Genomic DNA, 26,340 nt, shown 5'->3' on the forward strand with positions numbered 1-26,340 from the left:
CAGTTGAACCGTCCGATTCCCGGGCGGACAGCTTGTATCCATGGCCGACACGACACAGCTCGCGACCGGTAAGCATAACGACATCGCGCGGACGGTGTCCGCCGCGCTCGTGGCGGGCCTGGGGTTCGCGCTTCTGGCCTATGTCTGTGTCGAACTTCCTCGGGCCCACGATCAGGTTACGCCGATCTGGCTGTCGAACGGTTTCGTCGTCGCCTGCCTGTTGTCGGTGGATACGCGCCGCTGGCCCTGGATGCTGGCCGCTGCCTTGGTCGGTGCCCTTGTCGCGGGCGTCCATGCCGGCGATGCTCTTCTGGTAAATCTCGTCCTGGCGCCGGCCAATATTCTTCAAATCTGGCTCTGCGCGTGGGCGACACGGCGCGTTGTGGGGCGTGAGATCGATCTTGGTCGCCCCCGGCACATGATTGTGTTCGTGGCGCTGACCGGCTTGGCCATCCCGTTTCTGGTGGGCGGACTGGCGTCTTTCTTCCATACCTATGCGCGTGGCGGCGATATCTGGGTCAATATGTGGGTCTGGGTGCTGGGCGACAGCCTGGGCATCCTGACCCTGACCCCCTGCATGCTGGTTCTCGTCAAGGCCAGGATGTACCTGGCCGAGCAGGGCCTGTCGCGCGATGGCCTGTTGTCCATGCTGGGCCTGATCGTGGTGAGCCTGCTGGTCTTCACCCAGAACCGCTACCCGCTGCTGTTCCTTGTGCCGCCGATGATGCTTCTGGTCGCTTCGCGGCTGGAGGTGCTGGGCGGGGTCGTCGGCGCGGCCCTCGTGGCCGCCATCGCCATTCTGGCGACCATGGCCGGCACCGGGCCGGTCGTTCTGATCGAGGGCAGTGCCACCGAGCACTCCATTGTGCTGCAGGGGTTCCTGGCGGTGTCGATTTTCGTCAGCCTGCCGGTCGCGGCCTTCCAGCGCCAGCGTCGCTACATCCTCGATCGCATGGCGCGAGCCAGCGAAGCGGTGGCGCGAAGCGAGGCCGGTTATCGCATGCTGACCGAGAACGCGCTGGACCTGATCATCCACAGTGATCTGACCGGCAAGGTCACCTACATGTCGCCCTCTTCGCTGGCCATGCTGGGCTATCGTCCGGAAGACATGATCGGCCATCGGGCGATCGAACTGGTCCACCCCGACGATTTGGATCGCGTCACCCAATTCAGCGTCGACCAGGTCAAGGGCGGCCCGGCGCGGACCGATCGCATCGACTATCGGGCCTTCCGCAAGGACGGGGAGATCGTGTGGCTCGAGTCGCGCCCGACCCTGGCCCGCGACCCCGTCACGGGCCGCAAGATCGGCATTACCGACGTCGTGCGCGATGTCACTGAACGCAAGGCCATGGAGCAGGACCTGCGTGAGGCCCAGGCGCGAGCCGAGGCCGCCGCAGCGGCCAAGGGCGAGTTTCTGGCCAATATGAGCCACGAACTTCGCACCCCGCTGACGGCGGTGATCGGTTTCGCCAACCTGGTTGAGGGACAACCCGAACTCAGCGACGCCACGCGTCGGCATGTGGGGCGGATTATCGACGGCGGCCGTTCGCTGCTGACCACAATCAACGACATCCTGGACTTCTCCAAGCTCGACGCCGGGCTGATGGAGATCAAGCTGCGCCCGGTTTCGGTGGCGGACCTGGTTGGCGAGGTGTTGGACATCTTCTCGGGCCTGGCGGCGTCAAAAGGTCTGACCCTCACGGCCCTTGGCCTGGAGGCCCTGCCTGAAGAGGTGATGCTTGACCCCGAGCGGGTTCGCCAGGTGCTGCTCAATCTGGTCGGAAACGCGATCAAGTTCACCGACCAAGGCGGTGTGGCGGTGGATGTCCGTTATGACGGGGCGATTCAGAGCCTGCATATCGGCGTCACCGATACGGGGCAGGGTATCTCGCCCGAGGACGTGACACTGCTTTTTGCCCGTTTCTCGCAGATCGACGCGTCGATCACGCGCCAGCATGGAGGGGCCGGCCTGGGCCTGGCCATCTCCCGGGGCCTGGTCGAGGCCATGGGCGGAGAGATCGGAGTCGAAAGCCGTCTGGGCGAAGGCTCGCGCTTCGCCCTCAACCTGCCCGCGCCGCCCAGGGTCGAGCCCGCCCCGGACGACGCCCTGACCTTGCCCAGCCTGCCGCCGGGCTGTCGCGTGCTGGTGGTCGACGACAATGCCGCCAATCGCGAACTGGTGCGCACCGTGCTGGAAGCTTTCTCGGTAGACGTCTCCGAAGCGGTTGATGGCGAGGAGGGGGTCCTGGCGGCTGAGGCCGGCATGTTCGACGTGATCCTGATGGACCTGCGTATGCCGGGCCTGGACGGAACCCAGGCGGCCGAGCGCATCAAGGCCGGCCATGGGCCCAGCGCCGGCGCGCCGATCATCGCCTTTTCGGCCGATGTCCGCACCGGGCCGACCGCTGCCGTGTTCGACGGGGCGGTGCCCAAGCCGATGACTGTGGCCTCGCTGGTGGGGACCATCGCCGCAGCGCTGGCGGCCTGACGTCAGGTCGACGACCCGAGAGCCAAGATTGCCCAAAAGGTTGTCATCCCGGACAGCCGTTTTCGGCTCAAATCCAGAGTGATAGCCCTACCCGTCAGGCCTCGGCCGCCGCCAGTTCCTCAGCCAGGCCCATCCACGCGCCTTCGGCGTCGTCCAGCTTGGTCTGGGCGGCCTCGCGACGCTTGGTCAGTTCGGCCAGCTTGGTCGGGTTCTTGTAGAGTTGCGGATCGGCCAATTGAGCGTCGAGCTCGGCCACCTGGCGGGTGGTGCGGGTGACGACCTGCTCAGCAGCCTCGATCTTGCGCTTCAGGGGCTCGATGGCGACCTGCTTGCGCGGCGCTGCGGCGGCGGGCGCGGCGGCCTTGGCCGGTTCCCGCGCCACCTGGGTGGGCTTCACAGACTGTTTGGCCCGGTCCAGTACGAACTTGGCATAGTCGTCCATATCGCCGTCGAAGGGTTTCACGGTGCCGTCGGCGGCCAGCCACAGGCGGTCGGCGACCAGCTCCATCAGCGAGCGGTCGTGGGTGATCAGGATCACCGCCCCCTCATAGTCGTTGAGGGCGTCCAGCAGGGCCCGGCGGCTGTCGATGTCCAGGTGGTTGGTCGGCTCATCGAGGATCAGCATGTGCGGCGCGTCCATCGCCACCATGTTCAGCAGCAGGCGGGCCCGCTCGCCGCCGGACAGGTTGGCGACGGTGGTTTCCTGCTTTTCGAACCCGAGCCCGAACTGGGCCAGCTTGGAGCGGCGCGAGGATTCCGAGGCGTCCGGCATGGCCCGGCGGATGATCTCCAGCGGCGTGTCGACGGGGTCCATGGCCTCGATCTGGTGCTGGTGGAACCAGCCGACCCGCATCTTGCGATCGCGATGGAATTCGCCCGTCTGAACGCCCAGCGCGCCGGCGATCATCTTGGCGAAGGTCGACTTGCCCGCGCCGTTGACGCCCAGCAGACCGATGCGGTCGTCCAGGTCCATGCGCAGGTTGAGGTTCTTGAGGATCGAGCGGCCTTCCTCATAGCCCACATTGGCCCGCTCCAGCCGGATCAGCGGTGGCGGCAGGGGGCGCGGCGGTGAGGGCAGGGTGAAGGGCGCGACGCGCTCTTCGATGGTGGTGGAGACGGGCTCCATCTTGGCCAGGCGCTTCATGCGCGACTGGGCCTGTGCGGCCTTGGAGGCCTTGGCCTTGAAGCGGTCGACGAAGGATTGCAGGTGGGCGCGCTCGGCGTCCTGCTTGGCCTTGGCCGACAGTTGCAGGCGGGCCTTCTCGGCGCGGCGCTTTTCAAAGTCGTCGTAGCCGCCGGTGTAGAGCTCCAGCTTGCCGCCGGCCAGGTGCAGCATGTGGGTACAGCTGTTGTTGAGCAGTTCGCGGTCGTGGCTGACGATCAGGGCGGTGTGTGGATACTTTTGCAGGCGGGCCTCAAGCCACAGGGCGCCTTCCAGGTCGAGATAGTTGGTCGGTTCGTCCAGCAGCAGCATATCGGGTTCGGAGAACAGCGCCGCAGCCAGGGCCACGCGCATTCGCCAGCCGCCCGAGAACTCGGCCATCGGGCGTTGCAGGTCGTCCTGCGAGAAGCCCAGGCCCGACAGGATTTCCGACGCCTTGGCCGGCGCGGCATCGGCGTCGATCTCGATCAGGCGGGACCAGATCTCGCCCATCTCCTCGGGCTCAGCGGTCTCCAGGCGGGTCAGCAGGCTGTGGCGCTCCTCGTCGGCTTCCAGCACCGTGTCGAGCAGGGATACGGGCGTGGCGGGGTGCTCCTGGTCCACCGAACCGATGCGCGCGGCCTTGGGCAGGCTGATCTCGTCGTCGCCGGCGTGAAGTTGGCCCAGGACCAGCTTGAACAGCGTGGACTTGCCCACCCCATTGCGACCGATCAGGCCGACCTTGGCGCCGGGCGGCAAGCTGACGCTGGCGCGGTCGAAGAATTTCCGACCCCAGGCGTTGAAGGTCAGGTCTTTGATCTGAAGCATTTGATTTTGAAGGTACGCGGCGGGTTGGCGGGGAGGGAGCGCCCGGCTATAAGCCCGCAACCTCCCAATTCACAACTTTATGTGTGAGATATCTTCGTGACCGAACGCACCTTCTCGATCATCAAGCCGGACGCCACGCGTCGCAACCTGACCGGCGCCATCAATGCGGTGATCGAGGCCGCTGGCCTGCGCATCGTCGCCCAGCGCCGTATTCAACTGACTGAAGCCCAGGCCAAGACCTTCTACGAAGTCCACGCCGAGCGTCCGTTCTACGGCGAACTGGTCGGCCAGATGATCGCCGAGCCGGTCGTCGTGCAGGTCCTGGAAGCCGAAGGCGCCGTGGCCAAGTATCGCGAAGTCATGGGCGCCACCAACCCGGCCGCCGCTGACGAGGGCACCATCCGCAAGCTGTTCGCCCTGTCGATCGGCGAAAATTCGGTTCACGGTTCGGACAGCCTGGAGAACGCCGCGATCGAGATCGCCCAGTTCTTCAAGGATGAAGACATCGTCGGTTAAAGACCTTTGTGCCGGCAAGTCTTGCCGGTCCTAGTAGAGCTTGAGAAGCGGCGTGGTCCTGGGCCACGCCGCTTTTCTTATGCCATATCGGTCTCATTTGGCGTATGCAGTGCCATCTTAAGCCCCGGCAACGCCGGGGGCAAAATGGATACGGACAACGTGACCGAAAACGGTGAGCAAATAGATCAGCTGCTCAAGACGCGCGATCTTGCCGGCGTCTTGGAGAGCGACGGCTTTCGACAGTTCCTCGACCAGGTTCCCATCGCCATCGCCGTTTCCGAACTGCACCCGGTCGAACGTATCGTCTATGCCAATATCGAATTCGAGCGACTGAGTGGTCACTCCGGTGCCGATCTGGAGGGCAAGGCCTGGGACGCCTTGCTCGGCCACTCGGCAAACGGCGCCGATGACGGCGCGCTCAGCGAGGCCGTCGTCGGAAGCCAGGACTATATCGGTGTGTTTTCCTTTGCACACAGCCAGGGTAGCGAGGCTGTGGATGCTTGGTCCAACATCATTCAGGACCACGCTGCGCAGCCGGTGTTCCGGATGCTCGCTCTGGTCGGCGCGACCAGCCGTGATGCCGATCACGGCGAGTTCGAACAGCGGATGCTGGACAAGGACGTCCTGCTCCGCGAATTGCAGCACCGGGTCGCCAATAATCTACAGATGGTCACTGCCCTGATCCGCATCGAGGCGCGTAATGTGCCCGAGGACGCCAAGGATGAGCGATTCAGCCGCCTGGCCGGCCGGGTGGAGGCGCTGGGGCTGCTCTATCGCTCACTCTCTGAGGAAGGGCAGGCGGAGACCATCGACCTGGGCGTCTATCTGAGCGAGATCGCATCGGCCGTCATGCGGGCCCATGCGATAGAGGGCATCCATCTCAATTTGCAGGTCGATACCTGGCCGGTCTCGATCAATGTGGCGATGCCGACGGGCCTGGTAGTCAACGAGCTGCTCACCAACGCCCTCAAGCATGCGTTCAAAGGCCGAGATGGCGGGACGATAACCCTGCACAGCCTGGTCGATGATGAAGGCTGTCGGGTGGTAGTTTCCGACAACGGTGTCGGCCTTGATCCGGGCCATGTCTGGCCCCGGCCCGGCAAGCTCAGCAATATGATCGTTCAGTCGCTGCGGCAGAATGCCAATGCCAAGGTTGAGGTCGGTGCAGAGCCTGGCGGCGGTATGCGCGTGACGATCATCTTTGCCCGCGCAGACGCGTTGTCCTGATGCCGGGCCAGGTTATTGCCCGGGCTGCCTAAACCGCCAGGCGCGCTGGTCGTGCCGAGCCGGGTCCAAAGCGCTTCCAGGCGACATAAGCCGCGATGGCCAGGATTACGGCACCGATCGCCAGGGCAGCGCCGGTGGCTGGATCGGTCTGGAAAATGTGCAGGTTGCGCGCCGCCAGATAGCCGGGTGCCAGCATCGAGATCACCCACAGCGGCGCGGTCGCGGCGCTGGCGGCCTGGAACGCCCACGGGCGTGCGCGCGACATGCCCGCGACGATCGGAATGAAAGGCCGCACCGGTCCCATGAAGCGCGCGGCCGCAATGGCGATGACGCCATGACGACGCGACATCAGGCGGGCGCGGGCGAACAGACGGCGGTGGCCGGCCAGCAGGCCTCGGGCCAGTCGACGCGCGCCCAGGCCGCGGCCCAGCATGTAGGAGATCGCGTCCCCCACGATGGCGCCGGCGCTGCACCACAGTATGGCCTCGGCAGGGTTCAGCACGCCCTGGGCGATCAGGGCCCCCGCCATGACCATCACCGCGACGATCGGGATCAGCAGGCCGACCAGCAGCAGCGCCTCCAGCAGCGTCAGGGCGAACAGGACCAGGCCCGCCCAGAGGCTGTTCTGGGCGATCATTTCGGTGATTTGGGGCAGGAGCGATTCCATAGTCCCCATCATGCTCTGGAAAAGTGACAACACTCTGATCGTGCGTGGTTACCAGAAGGTGCGCGACAATCGGCCCCACCTCTGTACCCACTTGGGTGGGTGTGTCGCCGGGCGCAAGGAGCGGACTTGAAAGACTATGCACGACACGACATCGCTCTGGCGGCCGTGCTTTCGGGCGTGGCGGGCTATGTCGACGCCATTGGCTTCCTGAAGCTGGGCGGGTTCTTCGTCTCGTTCATGAGCGGGAATTCGACCCGGCTGGGCGTGGGGCTGGCCACGGGCCACATCGCGGCGGCGCTGACGGCCTTTGGTCTGATCGCCCTGTTCGTTGCGGGCGTGGTGCTGGGGGCCCTGGTCGCCCGTCGGGCCGGCGAGGATCGGCGTTCGGTGGTGCTGGCGCTGGAGGCGCTTTTGCTCGCTAGCGCGGCCCTGCTGATCATGGCCGGCTTCGACGGTGCGGGCGTTGCGGCCATGGTGCTGGCGATGGGGGCTGAGAATTCCGTCTTTCACCGCAACGGCGATGTCGGGGTGGGGCTGACCTATATGACAGGAGCCCTGGTCAAGGCGGGGCACCGCATCGCCGCGGCCCTGACCGGCGGCGACCGCTGGGCCTGGGGACCTTACGTGCTGCTGTGGGCGGGGCTGACCGTGGGCGGCGCGCTGGGGGCCCTGGCCTATCTGAGGCTGGGCGTGCTGGCGCTGTGGGGCGCGGCGGCGGTCGTGGCCGTGCTGACCTTGGCGCGCTTTGTCCAAGAGCGACGGCTAGTTTAGCGTCCTGACGAAATCGGCCAGTGTGGCCGCATAGAGCCGATGCTCCTGCTCCAGAACGCGCAGGGCCAGGGCGTGTTCGTCGTCGCCCGGCAGGATCGGCACGGGGGCCTGACCCAGGATCGGGCCTTCGTCGACCCCGGCTGTCACCAGATGCACCGTGCAGCCGGCCTCGGCCTCGCCGGCCGCAAGGGCGCGGGCGTGGGTGTCGAGGCCGGGGAATTTCGGCAGCAGCGAGGGGTGGATGTTCAGCATCCGGCCGGCCCAGGCGTCCACCAGGAAGGGCGTCAGGATGCGCATATAGCCGGCCAGGGCGATGACCTGGATCTCGCGCGCGCGCAGGGCCGCGTCGATGGCACGCTCGTGGGCGTCGCGGTCCTTCCCGAACGCCTTCTGGTCGACGCAGAGGGCTTCGATCCCGGCCTCGGCTGCCGTGGCCAGACCGCCGGCGTCCGGCTTGTTGGCCAGCACCAGGCTGATCTCGAACGGGCAGTCATCGGCCTGGGCCGCGCGGACCAGGGCGTCCATATTGGAGCCCCGGCCCGAGATCAGGACGGCGACCTTGGTCTTAGAGGTCATTTAGCCGGCGACCAACTGGCCGCAGATGAAGGCATCTTCACCCGCGTTCAGCAGAGCGGCCAGCACCGGCTCGGCGTCCGAGGCGGCCACCACCAGGATGAAGCCGACGCCGCAGTTGAAGGTGCGGCGCAGTTCGTGGTCGGAAATGCCGCCCACGTCCTGCAGCCAGGCGAACACGGGGGGCAGGGGCCAGGCGTTCCAGTCGAACTCGGGCACCAGGCCCTTGGCGATGCAGCGCGGCGGATTTTCGATCAGGCCACCGCCGGTGATGTGGGCACCGCCCTTGACGCGGCCCGACTGCAACAGGGGCAGGATCGACTTCACATAGATGCGGGTCGGAGCCATCAGGGCCTGCGCCAGGGTCTTGCCGGCCTCAAACGGGCAGGGGGCGTCCCAGGCCAGGCCCGAACGCTCGACCACGCGACGCACCAAGCTGTAGCCGTTGGAGTGCGGACCCGAGGAGCCGATGCCGATGATCATGTCGCCGGCCCTCTGGCGGTCCAGCTTGGGCAGGACGCCGTCACGCTCGACCGCGCCGACCGAGAAGCCGGCCAGATCGTATTCGCCGTCGCTGTACATGCCCGGCATTTCGGCCGTTTCACCGCCCACCAGGGCCGCGCCGGCCAGCTTGCAGCCCTCGGCAATGCCGGTGACGACGCTCTTGGCCGTCTCGATGTCCAGCTTGCCGGTGGCGAAATAGTCAAGGAACAGCAGGGGTTCTGCGCCCTGGGCCAGCAGGTCGTTGACGCACATGGCCACCAGGTCGATCCCGACCGTGGCGTGCATCCCGGCATCGATGGCGATGCGCAGCTTGGTGCCGACGCCGTCGGTGGTGGAAACCAGCAGCGGATCGTCGTAGCCGGCCGCCTTCAGGTCGAACAGGGCCCCGAAGCCGCCGAGGCTGCCGTCGGCACCAGGCCGGCGGGTCGCCTTGGCCAGGGGCTTGATCGCCTCGACCAGGGCATTGCCCGCATCAATGTCTACGCCCGACTGGGCATAGGTAAGGCCGCCTTGCTGATCGCTCATTGGTTCGCTCGGGTCTGCGGGAAGCGCGTGGAACGCCTCGACGCGCGGAAAAATACGGCCCGGGCCTGCTTGACGCTTGCAGACTCGGGGGTGCGCGAGGCTATTAGCAGCCGATGAAGCCGATCACCACTACCGCCGAGCTGGCGGCGTTTTGTAATGCGTTGCAGGGTCAGCCCTTCGTCGCCGTGGACACTGAGTTCATGCGCGAGACGACGTACTGGCCAAAGCTCTGCCTGATCCAGGTGGGCGCCCCCAATATCGAGGCGGTCATCGATCCGTTGGCGGATGGCATCGACCTTGGCCCGCTGCTGGACCTGATGCGCGACCAGAGCGTGTTGAAGGTTTTCCACGCCGCCCGCCAGGACGTTGAAATCTTCAACAATCTGGGCGCCATGCCCACACCGTTGTTCGACACCCAGGTGGCCGGCATGGCCGCAGGCTTTGGCGAACAGATCGCCTACGACGCCCTGGTGCGCCAAATGCTGAAGATCGAGCTGGACAAGTCCAGCCGCTTCACCGACTGGGCCCGCCGCCCGCTGTCGGAAGCCCAGCTGACCTACGCCCTGGCTGACGTCACCCACCTGGCCTCACTTTTCCCGACTCTGCGTGACCGTCTCGAGTCCGCCGGCCGCCTGGCCTGGGTGGAGGAAGAGATGAAGGCGCTGTGTGATCCGGCCGCCTATGACGTCGATCCCGAAAAGGCCTGGCGTCGCCTGCGTCCTCGCAAGACGGCCCAGAAGTATCTTGCGGTGTTCAAGTCCGTCGCCGCCTGGCGCGAGCGCACCGCCCAGCAGCGCGACCAGCCGCGCGGCCGGATCCTGAAAGACGAGGCGATCGACGAACTGGCCACCCAGGCCCCGACCTCGCTGGACGGGCTCAATACCCTGCGCGGCGTGCCCAAGGGCTTTGGTGGCAGCAAGTTCGGCCCCGACCTGCTGGCGGCCATCAAGGCGGCCCTGGCTGACCCGGAGGGCTATGCCCCCGTCCTGGACAAGCCCGGCCCGCCGCCGCCCGCCTCGGCCGGCGCTGTGGTCGAACTTCTGAAAGTGCTGCTGAAGGCCCGCGCCGAAGAAGCCGGCGTGGCGTCCAAGCTGATCGCCACGGTGTCCGATCTTGAAAAGATCGCCGCTGACGACAATGCCAGCACGCCGGCACTCGTCGGCTGGCGTCGCGACGCCTTCGGGGCCGACGCCCTGAAGATCAAGCGCGGCGAGCTGGCCCTGGTGCTGGACGGCGCCAAGGTACGCGTTGTCGAAGTGCGTCGCGCGCCCAAGCCAACCGAATAGCTTTGCTGTTAAAGTCGCCTCAGGCGTGCGATAGCGCACGCCTGACGGATGGCGCGGGCGATTTCAGCCCCATAAAGGCGCCGGGTTCGCTTGGAGGGCGTCGGTGGCTCTATTCTGGGATAGTCTGGCGGTCGCCTATCGGCCAGCCGCGATTTCCCGTCGCCATCAGATTCCGCTCCGCATTTTCGTCATACTGGTGCTTTGCGCTGCCATGGCCTGGCGACCGGGCTACCAGTTCCTGCTGGTCTGGTCGGCGGCCTATCTGGTCGTGCAACTGGCCGAGCATCAGGCGCTCAAGCGTTTCCTGACCCATCAGAATCCCGCGCGCACGGTCGGATTCAACCTCGTCACTGATCTGGCCATGGCCACCGTGTTTGGCTGGGTGGCCATTCCGCTCTGGCAACTGGGTACACCCGCCTCGGCAGCGGCGGCGGTCTTGCTGATCTCCGGCTCCATCTTTACGGCCCTGATGGGCGCGGAAGGTTGCTTTACCGCCTTCATCTCCGCCGTAGCGCCGCATCTGGTCTATATGTTCATCCTGCCGCTGGTGGGCGGGTCCCAGGACGATCCCGTCACGCCCTACTATCTGATCGGGGTTGGCCTGCTGACCCTGGTGCTGGTCATGGTGTTCAACTGGTCGCGACGCGCCATGGAGGCCGAGCGCTCGGCCCGGCTGGCGGCCGAAGCCCAGACGGCGGCCAAGTCGGCCTTCGTGGCCATGGTCAGTCACGAGCTGCGCACACCGATAAACGCCCTGCTCAACGGGGCGGCCGCGCTGGAGCGCCAGACCGGCGCTGATCGCGGCGCAGCCAGCCTGATCGCTGACGCCGGCGCGCTGATGAAGACCCTGCTCAACGATCTGCTGGACTATTCCAAGATCGAGGCCGGGCGGATGGGCGTGGAATGCGTCGACTATGATCTGCGCCTGGTGGTGCGCGACACCGTGCTGCTATGGCGGGGCGAGACGCGGGCCAAGGGTATCCGGCTGGACGTGAAGGGCGCCCGCGCCCTGCCACAGTGGGTGCGGGGCGACCCGATGCGGCTGCGCCAGATCCTCAACAACCTGCTGTCCAACGCGATCAAGTTCACCGATCACGGCGGGGTGACGCTGTCGCTGGCGATGCGCGAGGGCCCAGACGGGCGTGAAGTCGTGATGGACATCATCGACACTGGACGCGGCCTGGACCCGACCCAGGCCGACAAGCTGTTCAAAGCCTATGACCAGCAAGGTGCCGAAACGGCCCGGAGTTTCGGGGGCACCGGCCTTGGTCTGGCGATCAGCCGCGATCTGGCCCGGCTGATGGGCGGTGATCTCTCGGCCGCCAGCGATCCGGGCGGTGGCGCTCGGTTTACCCTGGTGCTGCCGGCCCGCACCGGCGCAGCGCCGCCGTCAGAAACCGCCGACGTTTCCCGGCTGCAGAGCGTGGCCGATGCACCGCTCATTCTGGTGGTCGATGACCATGACATCAACCGGCGAACCCTGCGCAGTCTGCTTGAGGCGATGGGCGCGCGGGTCGAGACGGCTGAGGATGCCCAAACGGCGCTCGACGCGGCGGACAGGCAGCTGTTCGACGCGATCCTCATGGATGTGCGTATGCCGGGTGTGGATGGCCTGGAGGCGACCCGGCGACTGCGCAGCGGCGGATTGAACGCGTCCACGCGGGTAATCGCCGTCACGGGCGACGTGAGCGCCAGCGACATCCAGGCCTGTCTTGCGGCTGGAATGTCGGGCTGGGTGGAAAAACCCGTGAATGCGGGCCGTCTCTTTGAGGCGCTGTTCAGCGGCAGATAGGCGATAGCCCTTCCCTCGCCGAGGGAAGGGGCCGGTTCGATCTAGTGGGGCAATTGGCTGATCGCGCCGCTGGCGGCCAGGCCAAGGGCGCAGAACACCCCGATATGGAAGGCGACGCCGATGGCGACTGTTCGGCGGACTGACCAGGTGTTCTCCTGGGCGAAAACGCGGGCGATGTCGTGCTGGAGTCCCCGCGCGGCGCTTTCCACCGGGGCGTCGTCGTCATTGACCAGGCGAAGGTGTGTCTGCGCCTTTTCCGGGGCCTTCTCCGCAGCCGGCGCAATGGCGTCGAGGTAGTCCACTTTACGCTTCAGCATCACTGACCTCCTCATGTGTTTCCAGGCACAGTAGGGAGGTAGGGCTAACAAACTGTGCTCTTTGAGCAATGTTATTGCTGGTTAGCTTTGCTGAAGGCCCAATTTGGGTAGTTTTATTCTATGTTAAGCACGTTTCGACCTGAAACTTCTCCGTCAGGCGATCTTTAGCTTCAGGCCCAGAAGCTGGGCCGCCGTACCGGCGCGCTTGCTGGTCTGCTCGCCCAGCAACAGGTCGGCATAGCCGGGCTCGGCGGTCAGGGTCAGCTGGCCCTTGTCAAACGACAGGCGTGAGCGGGCCAGTAGCGCGGCGCTGCGACCCGAAAGGTCGCAACCCAGGCGGATTGCGGCACCCAGGGCCCTGGCGCGCTTGACGCGAGCCGGGGACAGCAGTCGCTCCAGCACGGCCAGTTCGGGTGGGTTGAAGCTCATGGTGTGGCGGGCATAGGCCGCGGTGGCCAGGAAGGCGCGCTCGGCGTGGCCCTGACCGGCGATCGGCGCGCGCAGCACCTGCTCGAACACCAGATCGGCACGGTGGTCGGGATGCAGGCGGGCGCCCAGGTCGGCCAACCGGCAGGCGGCGGCCACCAGCACCGGATCACGCGCCTCGAACAGTGGCGGCAGGCTGGCGAAGGCCGGGGCGAGCCAGCGCTCCAGCGCTGCGCCCAGATCATCGGCCACACCCTGGCGGGCGCCCAGCGACGCGCACCCCTCGATCAGGGGATCCAGGCCCCGCACGCGCGGCGGCATGGCCTCGAACAGCAGGCCCTCGCGCACGCCGAAGGCCGAGATCTCGATGTGCTTGACGCCCAGCTGCTCGATCAGCGCTTCCAGCACGACAGCGGCGTAGGGCAGGGTCTCCGAGCGCTTCTTGCTCATGCCCTCAATGCGTTCCAGCGAGCTTTTCGACTGGTGCGACACCAGGCGCGCGGCGTCCAGGGCCTCGCTGGCGCTGATCTCGTACTGATGGACGACGTGAAGCGGATAGCCTGAAAGCCGCATGTGCAGCAGGGCCAGGTTGCGCCAGGCCCCGCCCACCGCGTGGAAGCTGTCGGTCCTGAAGGCGCTGGCCACGGGTGCCAGGCGCTGGGCGCAGAGCCGGCGCACCTTCTCGCCGTCGAAGCCGTCCGACAGGCCCAGGCTGAAGGGCCCCAGAGGCAGGGTGACGCCAAGGCCTGCGCCGGTGGCCTCCAGGCGGATCAGTTCGAGGCTGGCCCCGCCCAGGTCGCCGACTACCCCGGTGGCCTGTGGCGCGCCGGCCAGTACGCCCAGGGCGGCATAGCGGGCCTCTTCCTCGCCCGAGAGCACCCGCACGGTCAGGCCGGTCTCGGCCTTGACGCGTTCGACGAAGGCCGGGCCGTCGCTGGCCTCGCGGGCGGCGGCGGTGGCCACCACGAAGATCTCGGCCGGGGCCACGGCCTCCAGCACGGCGCGGAAGCGCTTCAGCGCCGCCAGGGTCTGCTGCACGCCTTCGGGCGACAGGCGGCCGTTGTGGCCCAGGTCACGGCCAAGGCCGGCCAGCACCTTCTCGTTGAAGACGGTCCAGATGGCGCGGCCTTCCAGGCGGTACACCACAAGGCGCACCGAGTTGGAGCCGATATCGATCACGGCCGCGTCGCGCGGCGCCGGAAAAGGCATGAGTCTGGTTTAGCCTATTGAGACGCAGGAGAAAGCGGGGCCGGACGAAAATCGCTCGGGACGTCAGGACGCGCCATTAATCCGGCAAGCGAGCAAGCGCCAGCGGGTTTCGGTTCTTACGTAGAAGCAGGTGCCGAAAGTCTTCTGCGCGCCGTTCGCCCGCACCCCGCCCTTGGTCACCGCGTGGTTGCCGTCCAGCAGCAGCATCTCGACGGTCGGGGCGTGTTTCGGGCAGGACCCCCATGAGCGGATCTGGCCCAGCCGCAGGCCTGGGCCATAGATTCGGCCCTTGGCCTGCAACTGGCGATCCACCGGGGCCAGGGCTTCGCCGTCGCCGATTCGGTCGATGCCGGGCACCCCGGGCTGGGCCAGGATGGCGCAGATCTGGGCCTGCTCCGTCCGTCCGGGACCGCAGCCCGCCAGGATCAGGACCGCCGGGACCGTCAGAAGGACAAGACGCCTCAAGCCTTGCCTTTGCGCGGTCCGACATGGTCGAAGGCCGCCGGCAGGTCTTTGACCTTGTGGCCCCGGCCCGACAGGCTGGGATTGTTCATGAAATAGTCGTGGGCCGAGAAGGCACCCTTCTTGTCCCAGGCCGGGTCGCGGGCATAGTGGCCTTCGCTGTCGAGGTTCCAGCTCTGGGCCTCATCATTGAGGTTGGCGACCATGATCTGGTTGAGCACCTGCTGGTGAACGGTGGGGTTCTCCAGCGGCACCAGGCTCTCGACGCGGCGATCCAGGTTGCGCGGCATCCAGTCGGCGGAACTGATGAAGACCCGCGTCTGGGCGCTGGGCATCTCGGCCCCGTTGGCGAAGGCCACGACGCGGGCGTGCTCCAGGAAGCGCCCGACGATGCTCTTGACCCGGATGTTCTCTGACAGGCCCACGACGCCCGGACGCAGGCAGCAGATGCCGCGTACCACCAGGTCGATGCTGACCCCGGCCTGGCTGGCCGCATAGAGGGCGTCGATGATCTGGGGATCGACCACGGCGTTCATCTTGGCCCAGATCGCCGCCGGCTTGCCGGCCCGGGCATTGTCGGCCTCGACCGCGATCAGGCGCAGCAGATCCGGCTTCAGCGTCTCGGGGCTGAACGACAGCTTTTCCAGCCCGTGCGGCTGGGCATAGCCGGTGATGAAGTTGAACAGCTTGCCGCCGTCACGGCCCAGGGCCGGATCACAGGTGAACAGCGACAGATCAGTATAAACCCGCGCCGTCTGCGGGTGATAGTTGCCGGTGCCGAAGTGGCAGTAGGTGCGCAGGGCCTCGCCCTCGCGGCGCACCACCACCGACAGCTTGGCGTGGGTCTTCCAGTCGACGAAGCCGAACACCACGTGCACGCCGGCCCGTTCCAGGTCGCGGGCCCACTTCAGATTGTTCTCTTCGTCGAAGCGCGCCTTGATCTCGACCAGGGCGGTGACGTTCTTGCCGTTGTCGGCCGCCTCGATCAGGGCCGCCACGATCGGGCTGTCTTTGGAAGTGCGATAAAGGGTCTGCTTGATCGCCAGCACATTGGGATCGCGCGCCGCCTGGCGCAGGAACTGCACCACCACATCGAAGCTCTCGAACGGGTGGTGGACCAGGATGTCCTTCTCGCGGATCGCCGCAAAGCAGTCGCCGCCGTGGTCGCGCACCCGCTCGGGGAAGCGGGCATTATAGGGCTTGAACTTCAGGTCGGGGCGGTCGGGCGGGATCAGCTCGCTCATCTGGGCCAAACCGAGCTTGCCGTCGACCAGGATCACATCGTCTGGCTCGGCGCGCAGACCCTCAAGGATGAACTCGCGCAGGTCCAGCGGCATCGAGGTCTGGATCTTCACCCGGACCACGCGGCCCAGGCGACGCTTCTTCAGCCGCGCCTCGAACTCGCGGACCAGGTCTTCGGCCTCTTCCTCGATCTCAAGGTCACTGTCACGGACCAGGCGGAACAGGCCACGGCCCTCCACCTCGTAGCCGGGGAACAGGTGGTTCAAGAACAGGATGATGAAGCTTTCCAGGGCCACGATCTTGCGCGTGCGCTTGCGGCCGCGCGTCACCACGCTGGACAGTTCCCAGAACCGCTGCACCTGGCTGGGCACCGGCACCAGGGCATACAGGTGCTTGTCGTCGGCGATGCGGCGCAGCTTCAGGGCCAGGCAGAAGCCCAGGTTCGGAATGAACGGGAACGGGTGGGCCGGGTCGATGGCCAGGGGCGTCAGCACCGGGAACATCCGGGTCAGGAACAGCTCCTCGGCCTTGGCCTTGTCTTCGCCCTCGATGTCCTTGGCGTCCAGCAGCTTCAGGCCCTCGGCCCACAGCTCGGCCCGCACCTCACGCCAGATCTTCTGCTGCTCGGCCATCAGGTCGAAGGCCGAGGCGTTGATCTTGGCCAGCTGCTCGCCCGGGGTCAGGCCATCCTGGCTGACCACCCGCACGCCCTCGCGCACCTGGCCCTTCAGGCCGGCGACGCGCACCATGTAGAATTCGTCGAGATTGTTGGCCGAAATCGACAGAAACCGCAGCCGCTCCAGCAGCGGATGGCGCGGATTGGCGCTCTCTTCCAGCACCCGCTCATTGAAGGCCAGCCACGAGGTCTCGCGATTGATGAACCGCTCGGGCGAGGCCAGCAGCGCCTTGTCCAGCCGGCACACGGGCTCGGCGGCGTCATGGGGGCCGTGAGGGGCGGTGGCAGGGGCCGAGGCGGGCAGGGTGAGCGTGTTTGGCATCGGACAAACCTAGACGAACTTCGTTCCGTCATGGTGAACGCGCCAGGTGACAGGGGCAAGACAGCAAGGCTCTGCACACAAACTAACCTTGTCATCCCGGCTGGAGCGCGTAGCGCGGAACGCCGGGACCCAGGGGCAAACGCAGTGCACCGGCCCCTGGGTCCCGGATAGCCTCTGCGAGGCTTCCGGGATGACAAGAATTTTGAGGCTGGAAAGGACCCTGCCCCCCTCACTCCCCCTCGAGATCCAGCTCCGGATCGCTCTGCTCCAGCACCTGGCCGGCCAGCAGCCGGTTGACCGGCCGGCCCTGGGCCGAGGCGGCCTCGTCCAGCAGCTCGACCACGGCAATGGCTTCGAGCGCCGAGCGGGGGATGCGGCGCAGCAGGTAGGGATAGACGTCATGGGCCGGGGTGATGGCCCGGGCGGTGAAGGCCCGGCGCAGCACGGCCTCCAGCACGAGGTCGTCGGGGGCCTCGATGCGGGCCACGGGCAGGGCGTTGAGGCGAGAGCGCAGGTCGGGCACCGCGCTGTCCCAGGCCACCGGAGCGAGGCGCGCGGTCAGCAGCAAGCTGCCGCCGTCGACCCCGGCCATGTTGATCAGGTGAAACAGCGCTTCGTCGTCCAGCGCCGAGCCTTCGGCGCGGCGGTCGGCGTCCTCGACCAGCACGGCCCGGCCGCGCAGGGTCGGCAGGTCCAGCGGCGCGGCGCCCGGATCGGCGGCCTCGACCACCACGGCGTTCGCCTGCCGGGCCCAGCTGCGGGCCAGATGGGTCTTGCCCGTGCCCGCCGGCCCCACCAGGGCCAGCCGCCCCTCGGCCCAGCCCGGCCAGGCGTCCAGCCGGGCCACCGCCTCGCCATTGGTGGGCGACACGGCAAAGTGCGCCCGCTCAAAGGTCTGAGGGCTGATCAGCGGCAGTCTGAACTGACGGGACAAGGGGCAGGGTCCAGCGGGGTTTACGGCTGGGGTGGATATAGGCCGTGTGCGGCGTCAGGGCGAGCGGGGCGGGTGGTCGAAGGTGGGGATGAGGGGCGGGGAGGTGTGGATGGGGCGCACCTCAGGTCGTATGGCTTGTCACTTTAAGCGCCCTGAGGTCCCTGCCAGCGAACAGATTCCTCTTCTGGAGATCGCCAAGGCAAGAAGGCTAGGATCATCTCTCTATTCGCTCTCACAAGTCCCTTCTTATCTTTCGTAACCAGGCCCTCATCAACCAGCCAGTTCACATCCCGCGCAACTGTTTTGGGCGTTTTGTCATAGTATTCGCGAGCAAGTTGGGGCGTCATGTTGGATATTTTCGACATGGATGTAGGTTCTGCATGTTCCGACAGTGCCAAAACTAAATGCCTTCTCCGAACATCTGCAGGACTATTAAGGTCGTGAAACTGCTCATGGACATAATTTAGCCAAGCAACTTGCCATTGCTGTCGGCGAATAAAGTCAATTTGCTCACGCAATCCGTCAACGAAACCCTCAACGGAATAGCGAATAAAATTCACAACACCCATTTCTTCTCGAGCACTATCAAGTTTGTCGTAATATCTAGGTCTGGTTCGGTTGTAATGGTTGCTGAGCAAGTGGCCAGTTGGCTGCGCGAACCCGGCTGAAAGAAGAATGTATAGCTCTAAAAGGCGAGCGGTTCGTCCATTGCCGTCACCAAATGGATGGATCCACACAAAATATAGATGTGCAAATATCGCCTTTATAATACAAAACTGGCTCTTCTCTCCTCCCGGCGCAGGAAAGTCATTTAAGATATCGCAGAGTTGTTCCAGAAGATAATCGCAATCTTCCGCAGGGGCGCAACGGTATCGCCCTACAACGACGCTGTGATGCCGAATTTCTCCTGGAACTACGTCCTTCTCGACCTCAAGGTCGCGCAAAACCATGCGGTTCATCTCCTTCAAGAGATCAACCGTGATTTTATTTTCTGCAGATCGATCAGCAATCTTTCCGACAAGAACGTTCACGGCCTCGACGATGTTATTTATTTCATCGGCCATATACTGCTGAGATGGCGGCAGTTTGAGCGTGCCGTCGATGATCCGCTCAGCTTCTTCCTCGGAAAGTGTGTTTCCTTCAATTGCAGTCGTCGCGACTACCCCCTTGATGAGATAGAGGCGATGCATTTCCTTTGCGATCCGGGGAGCCAATGGCACCCCTGCGATGTGCTGGCATTTGGACGACGCTTCGCCAAGCGCCATCCAGAGATGGTAATCAAACTTAGTCGTGTCGAGTCCAAAAGTTATCCACGGATGTGTCGCTTCATATGTCCGAGCCATTGTCCGCCAAAATCCCTTATTTATAAGGGTAATTACAAGATGTGGACGATTTGATGTCCATCAGAATGGTGTCTCACGTGGGACAGCTGCCGTCTAGGGATCTTTTCGACGCGTCTCCGTGGCGATAGAAGAAAACGCTTGAATTTCACCCTCCCGACCTCGCCGCCCGGCTCGCCCAGATGACCAAGCCGGCCGGCCCACTCGGCGGTCTGGCCCGGTAGGCCCAGCAGCGCACCAACCGGATCATCCCTGAAAAGGTCCATGCCGCCATCACCACGACGATGGAGGGCCTGACGCGGGGCATTCTGTCCGGGGCAGATTTCGCTCTCCGATCCTTCTCCCCTTGCGGGAGAAGGTGGGCCGCGTAGCGGCTCGGATGAGGGGTTGAAGGCGAGGGCCGCTGCGAAGGGCGGAACGACGGGATGAGGCGCCCCCGTGCGACCCCTCATCCGGCGCTTCGCGCCACCCCGGCCTCCGCCGGGGCAGGCTCTTCTCCCGCAAGGGGAGAAGGACTATCTCACTCCCATGACCTCACCCCCTCCCGACCTCGCCACCTGGCGCGCCCAGATGACCAAGCCGGCCGGACCGCTGGGCGGTCTGGCCCGGCAGGCGCAGCAGCGGATCAACAGGATCATCCCTGAAAAGGTCCATGCGGCGATCACCACGGCGATGGAGGGGCTGACGCGGGGCATACTGACCGGGGCCGATTTCGCCACCGGCTCGCCGATGCACGGCCTGACCCTAGACGAGCGCCGCGCCAAGGCCGTCGCCGCCATCGACGGCTGGAAGAAGACCGCCAGTGTCGAGGGCGGGATCACCGGGGCAGGGGGCTTTCTGGCGGCGGCGGCGGATTTTCCGCTGCTGATGAGCTTCAAGATCAAGCTGCTGTTCGAGATCGCCGCCATCTTCGGCCATGACGGCACCGACCTGGATGAGCGGCTCTATATCCTGCACATCTTCGAGCTGGCCTTTTCCGACAGCGCCCACCGCGCCCGCGTGCTGGCGGCGATGGAGAATTGGGACGCGCGGCGGCCCGAAAGATGGGGGGAACGCCCGGCCAGCCTGGAGGCCTTCGACTGGCGGGCCTTCCAGCAACAGTATCGCGACCACATTGATCTCGCCAAGCTGGCCCAGCTGCTGCCCGTGGTCGGCGCCCCGGTCGGGGCCATCGTCAACTGGCGACTGGTCGAGTGGCTGGGCCAGACGGCGGTGATGGCCTATCGGATGCGGGAGGAGGGGGCAGGGGGCAACCGGCCGGCGCCGCTGGCCCCCTCCTGACCGGCTTGCGCCGGTCGTCCGCCCCCAGCGGGGGCGGATGATCTCATCTTCCCCCTCTGGGGGAAGACGGTCGCGAAGCGACCCGTAGGGGGCAAGTGCGGGGATCCAGCGTCCCCCATCCCCGGCGTATCGCCCACAAAACCCTACCCAATCAACGCCCTGCAGAAATCTCGCACCGCGCCGTCAGACGCTGTCAAAACCCCCTGCATAATCATCCCACCTCGTCGCAGGGGAAGGGCGCCAGGCCAGCGACCGAAGCGGCGGCGGGGTGTGGTCGAGCGGGAAGCTCAAACGATGGCGGGTCAGAACCGCCAACCCTTTCGTGTCTGGCGGCGGTCGGCCGTGGAACACTAAAACGACGTCACGTCAGGGGTCGGGCGAGCAGCAGGCCGGTTCGGGAGAACCGGCAGTCCGGGTCAGGGTCGCTCCCTGGTCCGCCCGTCGGAGGCTTCAAGGCGGCGAGGCTCTAACAGGGCTCAAGCGCCGCAGGCTTCTGAAAGAACGGCTGCGCGGAGCGTCTGATCTTCGTCGAAACGGTAATCTCTATCTCTCATCCGGGCGAGGCCCGGGCGCTCTGCAGCCCTTCCCACACCATCGCAGCGAAAGCGCGAGGGGGCCGACACTTGCTCTGCCCCCTCAGTCGCTCCGCGACAGCTCCCCCAAAGGGGGAGCATCTGCTCGGCGTAGATCCTCCCCCTCTGGGGGAGGTGGCCCGGAGGGCCGGAGGGGGCCATCGCCGACGCCTACAGTGAAACCCCAAACAGCCGGCAGTCCCGGCGCTCGCCTTCGCGGTGGATATGGCCCTTTTGATAGCCTTCCTCGATGAACCCCACGCGCTTGAGCAGGGCCTCGGCGCGGTTGTCGCCGACATGGGTGCGGGCGTTCAGGCGCTTGAGGCCGATGGAGGCGGCGTGAGCCAGGACGGCGCTGACGGCCTCCAGGCCATAGCCCTAGCCCCAGCGGTCGCGGGCCAGGATGAAGCGCAGCTCGGCGGTGTGGTGGCGCAGGTCGATATCGACCAGCTCGCACGAGCCCAGGAAATCGCCGGTCTGGGTTTGCCGCAGCGCCCAATAGTGAGCCTGGCCGTTTTCCATCGCCTCGACCTGGGCGGCCACGCAGGCCTCGACCTCTTCAGGCTCCTCCAGGGCGTCATGGTCCCAGTGGGCCATGACCTCCGGATCGCTGAGAAACGGATAGACCAGCGGGGCGTCGGCCCGGGTCAGGGGCGCCAGGGTCAGGCGTTCGGTTTCAAGGATCATTCGGTTTGTTCGGTTCCCGCTGGGGTCTTGAGTTGCCGCTTGCCCTTCCCAGCTATGGCGTGCGCGCGCCGCTAGTGGTAGAGGGGCCGCTTCGTTTTTCACGGCGGAACGTCCCGTCGCCCGGATCGAGATCAGTTTACTCATGCTCATCGGCATCCTGCTGGCCATCAACATCGTCGTCTGCCTCGGTCTGATCGGCGTCGTCCTGCTGCAACGTTCCGAGGGCGGGGCCCTGGGCATGGGCGGCGGCAACACCGGCTTCATGACCGCGCGCGGGGCCGGCGACCTTCTGACCCGCATCACCTGGATCCTGTTTTCGCTGTTCCTGCTGATCAGCCTGACCCTGACGATCCTGACGGGGCGCATGGGCGGCGGCGGTTCGGTGACCGAGCGCCTGAACATCCAGAACCTCGACACCAAGACCCTGAACGCGCCGATCGCTCCAGTGGCTCCGGCCGGTGGCACGCCTTCGACCGCACAGCCGGGCGCGATCACCGCCCCGACGCCGCAGTTGAACGCGCCCCTGACCTCGCAGCCCCAGCCGGCGGCTCCGGTGACCGCCCCGGCCCCCACGCCGGCCCAGTAAGCCTCGGCTTTTTGAGGCTCCCTTTTCGCATCATCGACGGCTTTCCATGCGAAAGCTGTTGATGAACGTTGGTCTTCTCGCCGCGAGCGCCGAATCGCGGCTAATCTGAGCGCCCATGACCCGGTACATCTTCATCACCGGCGGCGTGGTTTCCTCGCTTGGAAAAGGCCTCGCCTCCGCAGCGCTCGGAGCGCTCCTCCAGGCTCGTGGCTACAAGGTCCGCCTTCGTAAGCTCGACCCTTATCTCAACGTCGATCCCGGCACGATGAGCCCGTATCAGCACGGCGAGGTCTTCGTGACCGACGACGGCGCCGAGACGGACCTCGACCTTGGCCACTACGAGCGCTTCACCGGCGTTTCGGCGACCAAGGCCGACAACATCACCACTGGCCAGATCTACAAGACCATCATCGAGAAGGAACGCCGCGGCGACTATCTGGGCGCGACCGTCCAGGTGATTCCGCACGTCACCAACGAGATCAAGGACTTCGTCCTGTCTCCCGCTTTGGATGAGACGGGCGAAAAGCCGGTCGACTTCGTGCTGGTCGAGATCGGCGGCACGGTGGGCGACATCGAGGGCCTGCCGTTCTTCGAGGCCATCCGCCAGCTGCGCCAGGACCTGCCACGCGGCCAGAGCTGCTATGTCCACCTGACCCTGCTGCCGTTCATCAAGACGGCCGGCGAGATGAAGACCAAGCCGACCCAGCACTCGGTCAAGGAGCTGCGCTCGATCGGCATCCAGCCCGACATCCTGCTGTGCCGCTGCGAGCAGGACATCCCGGTCGAGGAAAAGCGCAAGATCGCGCAGTTCTGCAACGTGCGGCCCAGCGCCGTGATCCAGGCGATGGATAGCTCGTCGATCTATGCGGTGCCGATCGACTATCACAAGGAAGGTCTGGACGCCGAGGTGCTGGACGTGTTCGGCATGAGCGATGCGCCCAAGCCGGACCTGAGCCGCTGGGAAGCCATCGACGCGATCGTCAACCACCCCGATGGCGAAGTGACCATCGCCGTGGTCGGCAAGTACACCGTCCTGAAAGACGCCTACAAGTCGCTGATCGAGGCCCTGCACCACGGGGGCCTGGCCAACAAGGTCAAGGTCAATCTGGACTGGGTGGAAAGCGAGACCTTCGAGGGCGACCCCGGCGCGGCTGCGGCTCGCCTGGAGAATGCTCACGCCATCATGGTGCCCGGCGGCTTTGGCGAGCGGGGCGCGGAAGGAAAAATTCGGGCCGCCCAGTTCGCCCGGGAACGCAAGGTGCCGTATTTCGGCATCTGCTTCGGGATGCAGATGGCGGTCATCGAGACCCTGCGCAATGTGGCCGGCATCACCGATGCCAGCTCCAGTGAGTTTGGCCCCACCGACCGCCCGGTCGTCGGCATCATGACCGAGTGGATCAAGGGCAATGAGCGGGTCGAGCGTCGCAAGGGCGACGACCTGGGCGGCACAATGCGCCTGGGGGCCTTCGACGCCGTCCTGACGCCCGGCAGCAAGGTGGCGGCCATCTATGGCGATACGGCCATCAGCGAGCGCCACAGGCACCGCTACGAGGTCAATATTGGCTACAGCCACCGGATGGAGGAGTCCGGCCTGAAACTGACTGGTCGCTCGCCTGACGGCGTGCTGCCTGAAATCGTCGAACGCGAGGACCATCCGTGGTTCATCGGCGTGCAGTTCCACCCGGAACTGAAGAGCCGTCCGTTCGCCCCGCACCCGCTGTTCGCCAGCTTTATCGCCGCGGCGAAAGAGCAGGGGCGGCTGGTTTAACAGGCGCTGTTGCATGTCTGAAGAGATTCAGGCATAAGCGCGCCCTCACACGGCGGCTTGGGTCATCCCGAGTCGCCGTCTCTAATTTTCACGCTCAGCGCGCAGAGTCACTTCGATGGCCGTTCCCAAAAGAAAAACTTCGCCTTCTCGCCGGAACATGCGCCGGTCGCACCACGCCCTGGGCGCCAACTCCTTCGTGGAAGACAAGGACTCGGGCGAACTGCGTCGCCCGCACCACGTCGATCTGAAGACCGGCCTCTACAACGGCAAGCAGATCTTGACCCCCAAGGAAGACTAAGCGCTTCCTCTCTGGTCGCTGAATTCGAAAACGCCGCCCGGTTCGCCGGGCGGCGTTTTTCGTTGCGGGCGCCAAAAAAGTGCTAGCCTCCTCCGACAGGGAGGTCCGCCCATGCTCACACGCCGAATCCTGACGGCGGGACTGGGTCTATCGCTATTGCCCCAGATCGCGCTGGCCCGGCAGACGCCGCCTGCGCCGCCCGAACCCCTGTTCATCCTCGATGCCTCGCTGGACGCCGATGATCGCCTGACGGTCGAGACGCAGGTGAACGGGCAGGGGGCTTTCGCGTTCATCGTCGACAGCGGCGCTGGTCGCAGCGTGCTCTCCGTGGCCCTGGCCGAGCGCCTTGGCCTGGCGCGGGGTCCTGACGTGCTGGTTCACGGGATCAGCGGCTCGCAGCTGTATCCTACGGCTCGCATCGAGCAGCTTCTGGCCGGTGAGGCGCGGTTGTCGCAGGTGAACCTGCCGGTGCTTCCCAACGACCGGGTCGGCGGCGACGGCCTGCTGGGCGTCGACATTCTGGAAGACCGCAACGTGATCATGGACTTCGCCCGGCGAAAGCTCGAGGTCCGCCGCAGTCGCTCGGCTTTCGACACCGTCCGGATGCCCCGCGAGGTTTCGGTGATGGCAGACGAGCGGTTCGGCCGTCTGACCGTTGCCGACTGCCGGGTGGCCGGTGCCCGGGCCCTGGCCTTCATCGACACCGGCGGCGGGGTCAGCATCGGCAACATGGCCCTGTCGCAGGCTATCGCTACCCGCCGGCGGCGCACGATCGACGACGTCAAGCCCGCACGCCTGCTGACGGCCTCGGGCGAGATGGGCATCGGCGAGTTTCGCGTCGCGCCGTCCCTGACCCTCGGCGAACTGCGGGTCACCAACCTGCCCATCGCCTTCGCCGACCTGCATGTTTTCGACGTCTGGGGCCTGCAAGAGCGTCCGGCCGTGTTGCTGGGTGTCGATGTGCTGCGGATGTTCGCCCGGGTCGAACTGGATTTCGGGGCCGGCCGCATCCGCTTCCGGGTGGGCGAGGTCAAGGCCCCGCCGCCCCTGTTCAGCGCCTGAGACTACTGGCCACGACCCCTGGCCTGGATCTGGGCCCGGCGGGCCTCGACCGACTCCGGGGTCACATCGCGGTTATGGGCGCTGGAGCGCTTGTGTTCGATCTCCAGCCCCTTGTTGAACGACCGGCCATAGCCCTCGTCGATCAGCGACTTGTAGAACGAAAGCGTTTCCACCGGGATCGAGGCCATGTCGGCGGCCAGCTTCAGCACGGTGGGCATCAGATCCGCAGCCGGGACCACGCGATTGACCAGCCCCCAGGCCTCGGCGGTGGCCGCGTCGATGAAGTTGCCGGTCAGCGACAGCTCCTTGGCGCGATAGATGCCGATCAGCCGCGACAGCTTCTGCGACAGACCCCAGCCGGGCATGATGCCGACCCGGGCATGGGTATCGGCGAAGCGGGCATTCTCCGACGCAATCAGCACGTCGCAGGCCAGGGCCAGCTCGAAGCCGCCGGTGATGGCCACGCCGTTGATCGCTCCGATGACGGGCTTGCGGCACAGCTCGATGGCCCGGACGGGGTTGGACTCGGCGTCCTGATCATTGGCGGCGCTCATGGCCTTGGGGTCGCTGCCCAGTTCCTTCAGGTCGAGGCCGGCGGTGAAGGCCCGCTCGCCGGCGCCGGTCAGCACCACCACGCTGATGGCCGGATCGGCGTCCAGCTCGAACATTACTGTGTGCAGGGCGGCGCGTAGCGCCTTGGACAGGGCGTTCATCGCCTCTGGTCGGTTTAGCGTCACGACGGCGATCGGGCCGCTCTTTTCGACGGTCAACATGGCGTTCTCCCTTTGTGTGACCGATGATCAGTCGGTCTACAGCGGGGAAGTCAAGTTGCGCCGGGCC

Annotated in this window: 23 protein-coding genes; 11 read left to right on the forward strand and 12 right to left on the reverse strand. The window is 65.8% G+C overall.

The features are described from left to right. Positions 1 to 40 precede the first annotated feature (40 nt). Positions 41 to 2,488, forward strand: coding sequence for an MASE1 domain-containing protein (locus tag ACW179_RS14495; protein WP_492060181.1), 2,448 nt, complete (start codon positions 41 to 43; stop codon positions 2,486 to 2,488). A 94-nt stretch (positions 2,489 to 2,582) separates the two neighbouring features. Here ACW179_RS14495 and ACW179_RS14500 read toward each other — a convergent pair whose 3' ends face one another. Next, positions 2,583 to 4,457 carry an ABC-F family ATP-binding cassette domain-containing protein gene (locus ACW179_RS14500; RefSeq protein ID WP_492060182.1) on the reverse strand — a complete coding sequence of 625 codons (1,875 nt, stop codon included), beginning with the start codon at positions 4,455 to 4,457 and terminating at the stop codon, positions 2,583 to 2,585. Positions 4,458 to 4,553: 96 nt separating this feature from the next. Here ACW179_RS14500 and ndk point away from each other — a divergent pair, with 96 nt between their 5' ends. Then, positions 4,554 to 4,973: a nucleoside-diphosphate kinase gene (gene ndk, locus ACW179_RS14505; protein WP_492060183.1), complete on the forward strand. Its 420-nt coding sequence runs from the start codon at positions 4,554 to 4,556 to the stop codon at positions 4,971 to 4,973. A 144-nt stretch (positions 4,974 to 5,117) separates the two neighbouring features. Next, positions 5,118 to 6,200, forward strand: a complete 1,083-nt coding sequence (locus tag ACW179_RS14510; protein ID WP_492060184.1) for a sensor histidine kinase — start codon at positions 5,118 to 5,120, stop codon at positions 6,198 to 6,200. Between the two features lie 28 nt (positions 6,201 to 6,228). Here ACW179_RS14510 and ACW179_RS14515 read toward each other — a convergent pair whose 3' ends face one another. Next, positions 6,229 to 6,867 carry a DedA family protein gene (locus tag ACW179_RS14515; protein ID WP_492060185.1) on the reverse strand — a complete coding sequence of 213 codons (639 nt, stop codon included), beginning with the start codon at positions 6,865 to 6,867 and terminating at the stop codon, positions 6,229 to 6,231. Positions 6,868 to 6,993: 126 nt separating this feature from the next. On the opposite strand from ACW179_RS14515, the gene ACW179_RS14520 reads away from it, so the two are divergent. Next, entirely contained in the window at positions 6,994 to 7,638 is a 645-nt protein-coding gene (locus tag ACW179_RS14520) for a YoaK family protein (protein WP_492060186.1), read from the forward strand. Here the strand turns inward: ACW179_RS14520 and purN are convergent. Then, positions 7,630 to 8,214, reverse strand: a complete 585-nt coding sequence (gene purN, locus ACW179_RS14525; RefSeq protein WP_492060187.1) for a phosphoribosylglycinamide formyltransferase — start codon at positions 8,212 to 8,214, stop codon at positions 7,630 to 7,632. The two genes, ACW179_RS14520 and purN, sit on opposite strands and share 9 nt — an antisense overlap. Beyond that, positions 8,215 to 9,240, reverse strand: coding sequence for a phosphoribosylformylglycinamidine cyclo-ligase (gene purM / locus ACW179_RS14530; protein ID WP_492060188.1), 1,026 nt, complete (start codon positions 9,238 to 9,240; stop codon positions 8,215 to 8,217). Positions 9,241 to 9,353: 113 nt separating this feature from the next. Between purM and rnd the strand changes: the two genes are divergently transcribed. Together rnd and ACW179_RS14540 are read left to right on the forward strand one after the other, a co-directional pair. Beyond that, positions 9,354 to 10,526 carry a ribonuclease D gene (gene rnd / locus ACW179_RS14535; RefSeq protein WP_492060189.1) on the forward strand — a complete coding sequence of 391 codons (1,173 nt, stop codon included), beginning with the start codon at positions 9,354 to 9,356 and terminating at the stop codon, positions 10,524 to 10,526. A gap of 211 nt (positions 10,527 to 10,737) precedes the next feature. Beyond that, positions 10,738 to 12,318: an ATP-binding protein gene (locus tag ACW179_RS14540; protein ID WP_492060190.1), complete on the forward strand. Its 1,581-nt coding sequence runs from the start codon at positions 10,738 to 10,740 to the stop codon at positions 12,316 to 12,318. A 41-nt stretch (positions 12,319 to 12,359) separates the two neighbouring features. On the opposite strand, the gene ACW179_RS14545 is transcribed toward ACW179_RS14540, so the two are convergent. From ACW179_RS14545 to ACW179_RS14570, 6 genes are all read right to left on the reverse strand, one after another. Beyond that, positions 12,360 to 12,635: a hypothetical protein gene (locus ACW179_RS14545; protein WP_492060191.1), complete on the reverse strand. Its 276-nt coding sequence runs from the start codon at positions 12,633 to 12,635 to the stop codon at positions 12,360 to 12,362. A gap of 153 nt (positions 12,636 to 12,788) precedes the next feature. After that, positions 12,789 to 14,270, reverse strand: a complete 1,482-nt coding sequence (locus ACW179_RS14550) for a Ppx/GppA phosphatase family protein (protein WP_492060192.1) — start codon at positions 14,268 to 14,270, stop codon at positions 12,789 to 12,791. 63 nt (positions 14,271 to 14,333) lie between these two features. Further along, on the reverse strand, positions 14,334 to 14,735 hold the full coding sequence (locus ACW179_RS14555) for a hypothetical protein (RefSeq protein ID WP_492060193.1): 402 nt from the start codon (positions 14,733 to 14,735) through the stop codon (positions 14,334 to 14,336). Next, a complete protein-coding gene (locus ACW179_RS14560) occupies positions 14,732 to 16,972 on the reverse strand; it encodes an RNA degradosome polyphosphate kinase (RefSeq protein WP_492060194.1) in 2,241 nt (746 codons plus the stop codon). The genes ACW179_RS14555 and ACW179_RS14560 overlap by 4 nt, the downstream gene beginning before the upstream one ends. A gap of 229 nt (positions 16,973 to 17,201) precedes the next feature. Continuing rightward, positions 17,202 to 17,906 (reverse strand): DnaA regulatory inactivator HdaA, encoded by a 705-nt coding sequence (gene hdaA, locus ACW179_RS14565; protein WP_492060195.1) that lies wholly within the window; start codon positions 17,904 to 17,906, stop codon positions 17,202 to 17,204. Positions 17,907 to 18,049: 143 nt separating this feature from the next. Next, positions 18,050 to 19,249, reverse strand: coding sequence for a Fic family protein (locus ACW179_RS14570; RefSeq protein WP_492060196.1), 1,200 nt, complete (start codon positions 19,247 to 19,249; stop codon positions 18,050 to 18,052). Between the two features lie 525 nt (positions 19,250 to 19,774). On the opposite strand from ACW179_RS14570, the gene ACW179_RS14575 reads away from it, so the two are divergent. Then, the gene (locus ACW179_RS14575) at positions 19,775 to 20,527 is read left to right on the forward strand and encodes an EcsC family protein (protein ID WP_492060197.1); all 753 of its coding nucleotides are present in this window, start codon (positions 19,775 to 19,777) and stop codon (positions 20,525 to 20,527) included. Positions 20,528 to 21,477: 950 nt separating this feature from the next. Here ACW179_RS14575 and ACW179_RS14580 read toward each other — a convergent pair. Then, a complete protein-coding gene (locus ACW179_RS14580; protein WP_492060198.1) occupies positions 21,478 to 21,786 on the reverse strand; it encodes a GNAT family N-acetyltransferase in 309 nt (102 codons plus the stop codon). A gap of 142 nt (positions 21,787 to 21,928) precedes the next feature. Between ACW179_RS14580 and secG the strand changes: the two genes are divergently transcribed. The 4 genes from secG (at position 21,929) to ACW179_RS14600 (ending at position 25,500) form a co-directional block, all read left to right on the forward strand. Beyond that, positions 21,929 to 22,372 carry a preprotein translocase subunit SecG gene (secG, locus tag ACW179_RS14585; protein ID WP_492060199.1) on the forward strand — a complete coding sequence of 148 codons (444 nt, stop codon included), beginning with the start codon at positions 21,929 to 21,931 and terminating at the stop codon, positions 22,370 to 22,372. A gap of 115 nt (positions 22,373 to 22,487) precedes the next feature. Beyond that, on the forward strand, positions 22,488 to 24,140 hold the full coding sequence (gene pyrG / locus ACW179_RS14590) for a CTP synthase (protein ID WP_492060200.1): 1,653 nt from the start codon (positions 22,488 to 22,490) through the stop codon (positions 24,138 to 24,140). A gap of 115 nt (positions 24,141 to 24,255) precedes the next feature. Beyond that, positions 24,256 to 24,438: a 50S ribosomal protein L32 gene (gene rpmF, locus ACW179_RS14595; protein WP_007671126.1), complete on the forward strand. Its 183-nt coding sequence runs from the start codon at positions 24,256 to 24,258 to the stop codon at positions 24,436 to 24,438. A gap of 111 nt (positions 24,439 to 24,549) precedes the next feature. Beyond that, positions 24,550 to 25,500: an aspartyl protease family protein gene (locus tag ACW179_RS14600; protein WP_492060201.1), complete on the forward strand. Its 951-nt coding sequence runs from the start codon at positions 24,550 to 24,552 to the stop codon at positions 25,498 to 25,500. Between the two features lie 2 nt (positions 25,501 to 25,502). Here ACW179_RS14600 and ACW179_RS14605 read toward each other — a convergent pair whose 3' ends face one another. Next, complete coding sequence (locus ACW179_RS14605; protein ID WP_492060202.1) at positions 25,503 to 26,273, reverse strand: enoyl-CoA hydratase; 771 nt, start codon at positions 26,271 to 26,273, stop codon at positions 25,503 to 25,505. Positions 26,274 to 26,340: the final 67 nt, after the last annotated feature.

This window comes from Caulobacter sp. AVps18 (assembly GCF_058681425.1).

What these genes read in the sequence shown, in the direction of transcription:
- ACW179_RS14540 (WP_492060190.1), top strand. Translation starts at nt 10,738, where the DNA reads ATGGCCTGGCGACCGGGCTACCAGTTCCTGCTGGTCTGGTCGGCGGCC.
- ACW179_RS14550 (WP_492060192.1), bottom strand. Translation starts at nt 14,270, where the DNA reads ATGCCTTTTCCGGCGCCGCGCGACGCGGCCGTGATCGATATCGGCTCC.
- ACW179_RS14575 (WP_492060197.1), top strand. Translation starts at nt 19,775, where the DNA reads ATGACCTCACCCCCTCCCGACCTCGCCACCTGGCGCGCCCAGATGACC.
- ACW179_RS14580 (WP_492060198.1), bottom strand. Translation starts at nt 21,786, where the DNA reads ATGATCCTTGAAACCGAACGCCTGACCCTGGCGCCCCTGACCCGGGCC.
- ACW179_RS14515 (WP_492060185.1), bottom strand. Translation starts at nt 6,867, where the DNA reads ATGGAATCGCTCCTGCCCCAAATCACCGAAATGATCGCCCAGAACAGC.
- purN (WP_492060187.1), bottom strand. Translation starts at nt 8,214, where the DNA reads ATGACCTCTAAGACCAAGGTCGCCGTCCTGATCTCGGGCCGGGGCTCC.
- ACW179_RS14605 (WP_492060202.1), bottom strand. Translation starts at nt 26,273, where the DNA reads ATGTTGACCGTCGAAAAGAGCGGCCCGATCGCCGTCGTGACGCTAAAC.
- ACW179_RS14570 (WP_492060196.1), bottom strand. Translation starts at nt 19,249, where the DNA reads ATGGCTCGGACATATGAAGCGACACATCCGTGGATAACTTTTGGACTC.
- ACW179_RS14495 (WP_492060181.1), top strand. Translation starts at nt 41, where the DNA reads ATGGCCGACACGACACAGCTCGCGACCGGTAAGCATAACGACATCGCG.
- ACW179_RS14560 (WP_492060194.1), bottom strand. Translation starts at nt 16,972, where the DNA reads ATGCCAAACACGCTCACCCTGCCCGCCTCGGCCCCTGCCACCGCCCCT.
- ACW179_RS14545 (WP_492060191.1), bottom strand. Translation starts at nt 12,635, where the DNA reads ATGCTGAAGCGTAAAGTGGACTACCTCGACGCCATTGCGCCGGCTGCG.
- ACW179_RS14510 (WP_492060184.1), top strand. Translation starts at nt 5,118, where the DNA reads ATGGATACGGACAACGTGACCGAAAACGGTGAGCAAATAGATCAGCTG.
- ACW179_RS14600 (WP_492060201.1), top strand. Translation starts at nt 24,550, where the DNA reads ATGCTCACACGCCGAATCCTGACGGCGGGACTGGGTCTATCGCTATTG.
- ACW179_RS14500 (WP_492060182.1), bottom strand. Translation starts at nt 4,457, where the DNA reads ATGCTTCAGATCAAAGACCTGACCTTCAACGCCTGGGGTCGGAAATTC.
- pyrG (WP_492060200.1), top strand. Translation starts at nt 22,488, where the DNA reads ATGACCCGGTACATCTTCATCACCGGCGGCGTGGTTTCCTCGCTTGGA.
- rpmF (WP_007671126.1), top strand. Translation starts at nt 24,256, where the DNA reads ATGGCCGTTCCCAAAAGAAAAACTTCGCCTTCTCGCCGGAACATGCGC.
- secG (WP_492060199.1), top strand. Translation starts at nt 21,929, where the DNA reads ATGCTCATCGGCATCCTGCTGGCCATCAACATCGTCGTCTGCCTCGGT.
- purM (WP_492060188.1), bottom strand. Translation starts at nt 9,240, where the DNA reads ATGAGCGATCAGCAAGGCGGCCTTACCTATGCCCAGTCGGGCGTAGAC.
- rnd (WP_492060189.1), top strand. Translation starts at nt 9,354, where the DNA reads ATGAAGCCGATCACCACTACCGCCGAGCTGGCGGCGTTTTGTAATGCG.